The sequence below is a fragment of the Coleofasciculus chthonoplastes PCC 7420 genome, from assembly GCF_000155555.1.
Taxonomy (GTDB): domain Bacteria; phylum Cyanobacteriota; class Cyanobacteriia; order Cyanobacteriales; family Coleofasciculaceae; genus Coleofasciculus; species Coleofasciculus chthonoplastes_A.
Window position 1 is genome coordinate 69981 of sequence record NZ_DS989873.1, and the last position, 6548, is coordinate 76528.

Sequence of the window (6548 nt, forward strand, 5' to 3'; positions counted from 1 at the left end):
ACTATTTTGGCAATGGTTCAATATGTCCATGAGTAGGCTGGTTTGAGGCACGAAATTTGCCGGGATTTACCCTGAATTTAAACTCTCTTTGGTGATTTTGACCGGAAACTTAGGTCCAGGCTCCCCGTCCTTCGACAGGCTCAGGAACACCTTCTAGGACGGCTTTTTGTGCTATCATAGTAAGCGGTTGAAATCCCCGCCTAAGCTTGCAGCGATATACACTCCACAGGATAGGAGTTGAAACCGGGACTGAGCCAGCAATAGGGAAAGACTGAAGGGCAACGGACGATCCGACCTGGAGGCAAACAAAAACAGTATTTGTGTTTTTGCTCTAAACGATACGTGTAGTCGCGGGAGGGCATTCCGAGACTTAAAACGGACAGGGAGCGCGTGTAAGACCTGTTTTCAGGCTGTGTGCGTAGAGCTGTCACCCCCATTCAGCGACCATTCTTTTAGGGGTGGCGTGGTGAGGAATCCCCCGCGCTTTTAGCCGGGGGAGGATGTCAAGCAATAAAGGAAAAGACATTGAGTAAGCATTCGGATGGAATCGCCCCTCATGGGGGTCAACTTATCAATCGTATTGCCTCAGAACAACAGCGATCTGAATTTTTAGAGAAAGCGGATTCCCTACCCAGGGTGCAACTTGATGCCTGGGCAGCATCTGATCTAGACTTAATCGCGATCGGTGGATTTAGTCCCTTGACCGGGTTTATGGAGCAAGGGGATTATGAGTCAGTCGTGGATAATATGCGTCTGGCGAATGGTTTACCTTGGTCTATCCCAGTTACTCTATCCGTTAATGAGGACGTTGCTGAACCATTAAAGGAAGGCGACTTAGTGCGTCTGGATGACCAAAATGGGCGCTTTGTTGGCGTTTTAGAACTCACGCAAAAATATCGCTATGACAAAAAGCGGGAAGCGATGAATGTTTACCGCACCGATGAGGAGAAGCACCCCGGTGTCAAGGTGGTTTATAACCAAGGAGACGTGAATCTAGCCGGTCCAGTTTGGTTATTGCAACGGTATCCCCATCCTCTGTTTCCTAAGTATCAAATTGATCCGGCTCAATCTCGGACGTTGTTTAAAGAACGGGGATGGAAAACGGTGGTGGGTTTCCAAACCCGAAATCCAATCCACCGGGCGCATGAATATATTATTAAGTGTGCCTTGGAAATTGTTGATGGTTTATTCCTGCATCCCTTAGTTGGTGCAACCAAAAGCGATGACATCCCCGCCGATGTGCGGATGCGTTGCTATGAAATTATGATGGATAACTATTTCCCCCAAAACCAGGTAATTTTAGCGATTAACCCAGCCGCTATGCGCTATGCGGGTCCAAGGGAAGCAATTTTTCACGCGATCGTGCGTAAGAATTACGGTTGTACTCACTTTATTGTGGGGCGGGATCATGCAGGTGTGGGTGACTATTATGGTACCTACGATGCTCAGCATATCTTTGAAGAGTTTGAGCCGGATGAATTGGGGATTATTCCGCTAAAATTTGAACACGCCTTTTACTGCGAAGTGACGGAGACAATGGCAACAGCCAAGACAAGTCCCAGCACTCCAGATCAACGCATTCACTTATCGGGAACCAAGGTAAGGGAACTGTTGCGTAAAGGTGAGTTACCTCCGCCGCAGTTTTCTCGACCTTTAGTCGCGGCGGAATTGGCGAAGGCGATGAAGGTGGAAGATTGATATCCTGCAAGTGAGTAGGGGTTTGGTTACCAAACCCCTACTGGTCAAGTTCTCTTTTCCCATTCCATCAAAATAGTGTACAACCACTGCTCCACGCGATCGCACATCGCCTGGGTCGAGTATTTGGCTTCGGCTTGTTGACGACAGGTATAGCGGTTAATCCTATCTAATCCGTTAATCGCCTCAACCAATCCCGCCACAGAATCCGGTTCTACCAAAAACCCCGTTTTCCCCTCCTCGACAATTTCCGCCGGTCCACCGCGACGGTAAGCAATCACCGGCACGCCACAGGCGAGGGCTTCTATTGCCACATTGCCAAAGGCTTCTACCCAACGCGGCGTCATTAATAATCCCCGACATTGGCGTAAGTGTTCCTGCAATTCACTCGTCGAGAAAAACCCTAAATAATCAATCGGCGCTTTCGGGTAATCCCGCAAAATCTGTTGCCAATAGTCCTGATTTTGCAGCACTCCCATAATTTTCAGGGGAATCCCCGTCTTATGAGACGCCGCCACTGCATCCTCTAACCCCTTTTCTGGGGAAATTCGCCCCATCCATGCCAACCACGGTTCAGGTTCTGGACAAAAATTATAGCATGATAAATCAATACCATTCCCCAGACACCGACAGCGATCGCCAAATGTAAACGTAGCCGCCTGTGCATGAGAATGAACCGCCACTGTACCCGGAAACGCCATCACCACTTGCTCAATTATCTCATCCATCGCTTCTGAGATAGAACCCATACTCACCAAATGGGCAACAGGACGAGAAAAAAACGGCGTTACATAAAAGGGCAGCCAATCATACGCAAAATTGACAATTAAATCATAGTCGAATTGCACTTGCCGTGCATAATCCCAAAACCCCGCCAAAACCGAAGCTGGGGGAATAATAATCGGTGTATCTCGTGCTTGTGTTTGAGCGCTAGTTTGCACCGTTCCGCTAATTTCCACCAGAGGCATACCCCAACCCGTAGACCCTTGTGTTGCTACAATGGTGACCTGATGTCCGCGTCTGACTAAATCGCTAGCAACATTACGCAACGTTAATTCAACACCGCCCGTCAATCCCGGACCCAAGGGACCCACGGGACTAGAAATAAGTAGTAATTTTAGAGAATTCTTGTTCATTAAATTATAAATTATTAAAATAACCAGTCAATTGTAGTGGTGTTGCACACCCTTGGCAATATGAATTAACCATTAACCTGGAAACCATAGGGGCGCAAAGCTTTGCGCCCGATTCAATGGTCAAATCCATTCCACAATTTTAGCAAGAGGAGGCGATTGAAATCGCTGCTACACAAACAAAGTGCGCCTGCGCGGACTAGGTTATAACGGGGATGCTAACCCAGATTTGGTATATACTTTTTTAGATGCCGTTGTTTTTTCTTTTTCGATGTAACTTCTTCCCCATATTCTTTCCTTGACTGTTACCGAGTTTAATTGAGTCATTATCGATACATCATATCGGGACTTCCTAAAATTAAAGCTGCCCGTAACTTTTCGGGACTATTCTCAATCTCCATTTTAGTTTGAGCCGAAATACTATCACCTAATGTATTCAGAAGTTGACTCGCATCCACTGATTGATTATCACCCAAGCGTCCCTGGGCTATCGCCGTTGCCAAACTGACCCGCCGCAGCATCGTATCGGGACTCAACCAAGCCTCTTGAATATTTTTATAGCCCTCAGGAGTGGAACAGTTATAAAGCGGCATACTCAGTTGATTTAACGTACCCGAAATTCGCTTTAAATTTGGCTCTTTTGTCCCCGTCGCCCGGACAGCCGAAATAATATAGTCATAGGGTGTCTTAAATTTACGACCATACTCATTTACCTGCCAAAACTCAGGACGTTGAAAAAGGGTGTCTAAGACAGCGCGAATATCCCCCTCTGTCTGCAAAAATTCCTTAGCCAGCCGCTTCACTAAACCGGAAGGTGGGTCATCGGCGACAAAGTATTGGGCAAGTTTATAACTAATATAACGGGCAGTCGCTGGATGACTCGCTAAACTATCGATCGCCTGTTCCACTTCCGCTACGCCACTGCCTTTAATCCGTTGACCTAGAAATAGTTTATCACTATAGTCATGGCGGTTTATATCGAAATAAAAGCCATTACTATCCCCCTTATTCTCATCCAGATCCAAACCCCATCCGGTTAACATATAAGCTAAAGCAATTACATCATCCTGACTATAGCCGCCATCAACACCCAAGGTATGAAGTTCCATCAATTCACGGGCATAATTTTCATTAATACCGCGAAATCTCCCCTTTGCACCCGGACTATTGGGGGCAGTATTGCGCCAGTTATCTAAATAAACCAACATTGCCGGATGATGAACTGTTGCGGCTAGCAAATCCCGAAAACGACCCAGGGCATAAGGTCGAATGGCTTGCTGTTCATAGGCACCAACCCAGAATTTAATATCTTCTTTTCTGGCAAAAACATTAAAGTGATTAAACCAAAAGTTTACCATTACTTCTTGCAATTGCCGAGGACTGGCGATCGCACGCAGTAATCGCGCCTGTATTGCTTGCTGTAAGGGTTGTTTAGCTTTTTGGCGAGCTTGCTGACGTTCCTCCTCTGAACGCTGTTTTTGGCGGCGAGGTTTATACTGTCTGAGTAATTGAACTGGAGTCAGTTTTAGAGTACGCCATTGATTAAGCTGGCGAGTTATTTGCGGAGGTTCGGGAATGGAGTCTGGCGAAAGTTGAGATTGAATATAAGCCTCAATCCCCATCGATTGGATTTGTTCAATATCACCGGGACGAACACCAAAACTGAGACGATTTAGAATATGGAGAGATTTCGTCATTTGTCTTATGTCTTATGTCTTATGTTGATTAGGAAATCTCTACCTCATCTCCCCCAGCTCCCCCATCTCCCAGACGCGCCATGGCACGTCTCTACATTGCTCCCCCATCTCCCCTATGAAGCTACACGATTATTCTCCAAGGCGACAAAATTATCCGCTGGGCGCACTTGTTGCAGCAGATTTTGCAAATTTTCCCCTTCAATCACCTCCGTTGCTAATATCTGTTGTGCAATTTCTTCGAGTAAATCGCGATTGTGATTGAGAATCGCTAAGGCTTTCTGATGAGAGTTTTCCACAATTTCTCGCACTTCCACATCAATCGCTTTTGCCGTTTCATCACTCATACTCCGGCGTATATTTCCGCCACTATTGCCCAAAAAACTATTGCCTTGAGCCTGATTATACGCCAAAGGACCCAAAACTTTACTCATGCCATAAGTTGTGACCATGCGTTCAGCTAACTCTGTGGCGCGTTGCAAATCATTCGCCGCCCCTGTGGTGATATTACCAAAGACAATTTCTTCAGCGGCGCGTCCTCCTAATAGGGTGGCAATATCGCCGCGAAGTTCCGCTTCATTCATCAAAAAACGGTCTTCTGTGGGGAGTTGCAGTGTATATCCCAACGCAGACATTCCCCGTGGCACAATGGAAATCTTCGCGACTTTACCACTCCCTGGCATTAACGCACCCACTAAAGCATGACCAACTTCGTGATAAGCGACAATCTTTTTCTCGACATCGCTGAGAACCCGGCTTTTCTTCTCCAACCCCGCCACGACTCGTTCAATGGCTTCGGCAAAGTCGGCTTGAGCAATGGTATCTTGTCGCTTGCGGGCGGCTAATAAGGCGGCTTCATTGACTAGATTGGCTAAATCCGCCCCAGCAAACCCAGGTGTCCGAGTTGCGATCGCGTGCAGATCCACATCCTCGCCTAATTTGACTTTTTGGGCATAAATGCTTAAAATTTCTTTACGTCCAGCTAAATCAGGACGGTCAACCAATACCTGACGGTCAAAGCGTCCTGGACGTAACAAGGCACGATCTAAGCTTTCGGGGCGGTTTGTCGCGGCGAGGACAATCACCGTCGCATCGCCAGCCGCAAAGCCATCCATTTCTGTAAGCAACTGGTTGAGCGTTTGTTCCCGTTCATCATTTCCGCCACTATGGAAATTCCCACTACTCCGAGATTTGCCGATCGCATCCAATTCATCAATAAAAATAATACAGGGTGCCTTCTTTTTTGCCTGATCAAACAAATCCCGCACCCGCGCCGCACCGGTTCCCACAAATAGTTCCACAAACTCCGAAGCAGAAATACTAAAGAAGGGAACCTCGGCTTCCCCAGCTACCGCTTTTGCCAAGAGTGTCTTCCCCGTTCCTGGAGGTCCCACCAGCAGTACCCCTTTAGGGATTCGCGCCCCAATTGCGGTAAAGCGATCGGGGTTTTGCAGGAATTCGACAATTTCCACTAATTCTGTCTTGGCTTCCTCCGCCCCCGCGACATTAGCAAAGGTAATTTTAGCCGATTCTCCTTCTACATAAACCTTTGCCTTACTTTTACTAAACGAAAGCGCACCTTCAGCGTCTCTGTCATTGCGGCGCAGGAAAAACTGAAAGGCGGCAACGAGGATTAGCGGCGGAACCACCCAACTTAACAGACTCAGTAACCAACCATTTTTGGGAGGAGGCGCAGCAAAAAATTCAATCTCTTGTTCCTGAAGCGTGTTCACCAAGTCTGGATCATAAACCCGGAGTGTGGCATAGATTTGTCCTTGTTGCTCATCTTGGTTGAGCAGTTCATCGGTTGGGTTGAGCGGATCGTCAGATGGTGAATTTAACGGATTGTCGGGTGTGTCCAGATCCGGTTCTACTTCTGTGTCTAGGGGCGGTTCTGGCGTTTCCAGCAAGTCTTGAGTGGCTTGGAGAGGATCTTGAGTGGCTTGCAGCAAGTCTTGAGTCGCCTTCAGGGGATCTTGAGTGGGCTTAAGCTGATAAATCACTTGGTCTTCCCCCACCGAAACCC

Annotated in this window: 4 protein-coding genes; 1 reads left to right on the top strand and 3 read right to left on the bottom strand. The window is 47.4% G+C overall.

Annotated elements, in window-relative coordinates:
- Positions 1-525: 525 nt before the first annotated feature.
- Positions 526-1698: a sulfate adenylyltransferase gene (sat, locus tag MC7420_RS31430; RefSeq protein WP_006105726.1), complete on the top strand. Its 1173-nt coding sequence runs from the start codon at positions 526-528 to the stop codon at positions 1696-1698.
- 44 nt (positions 1699-1742) lie between these two features.
- Here sat and MC7420_RS31435 read toward each other — a convergent pair whose 3' ends face one another.
- From MC7420_RS31435 to ftsH, 3 genes are all read right to left on the bottom strand, one after another.
- Entirely contained in the window at positions 1743-2831 is a 1089-nt protein-coding gene (locus tag MC7420_RS31435; protein ID WP_006105756.1) for a glycosyltransferase family 4 protein, read from the bottom strand.
- 323 nt (positions 2832-3154) lie between these two features.
- The gene (locus MC7420_RS31440) at positions 3155-4525 is read right to left on the bottom strand and encodes a DUF1800 domain-containing protein (RefSeq protein ID WP_006105730.1); all 1371 of its coding nucleotides are present in this window, start codon (positions 4523-4525) and stop codon (positions 3155-3157) included.
- A gap of 113 nt (positions 4526-4638) precedes the next feature.
- Complete coding sequence (gene ftsH / locus MC7420_RS31445; protein WP_390436205.1) at positions 4639-6474, bottom strand: ATP-dependent zinc metalloprotease FtsH; 1836 nt, start codon at positions 6472-6474, stop codon at positions 4639-4641.
- Positions 6475-6548: the final 74 nt, after the last annotated feature.

Coding starts and splice junctions, on each gene's coding strand:
- MC7420_RS31435 (WP_006105756.1), bottom strand. CDS start 2,831: ATGAACAAGAATTCTCTAAAATTACTACTTATTTCTAGTCCCGTGGGT.
- MC7420_RS31440 (WP_006105730.1), bottom strand. CDS start 4,525: ATGACGAAATCTCTCCATATTCTAAATCGTCTCAGTTTTGGTGTTCGT.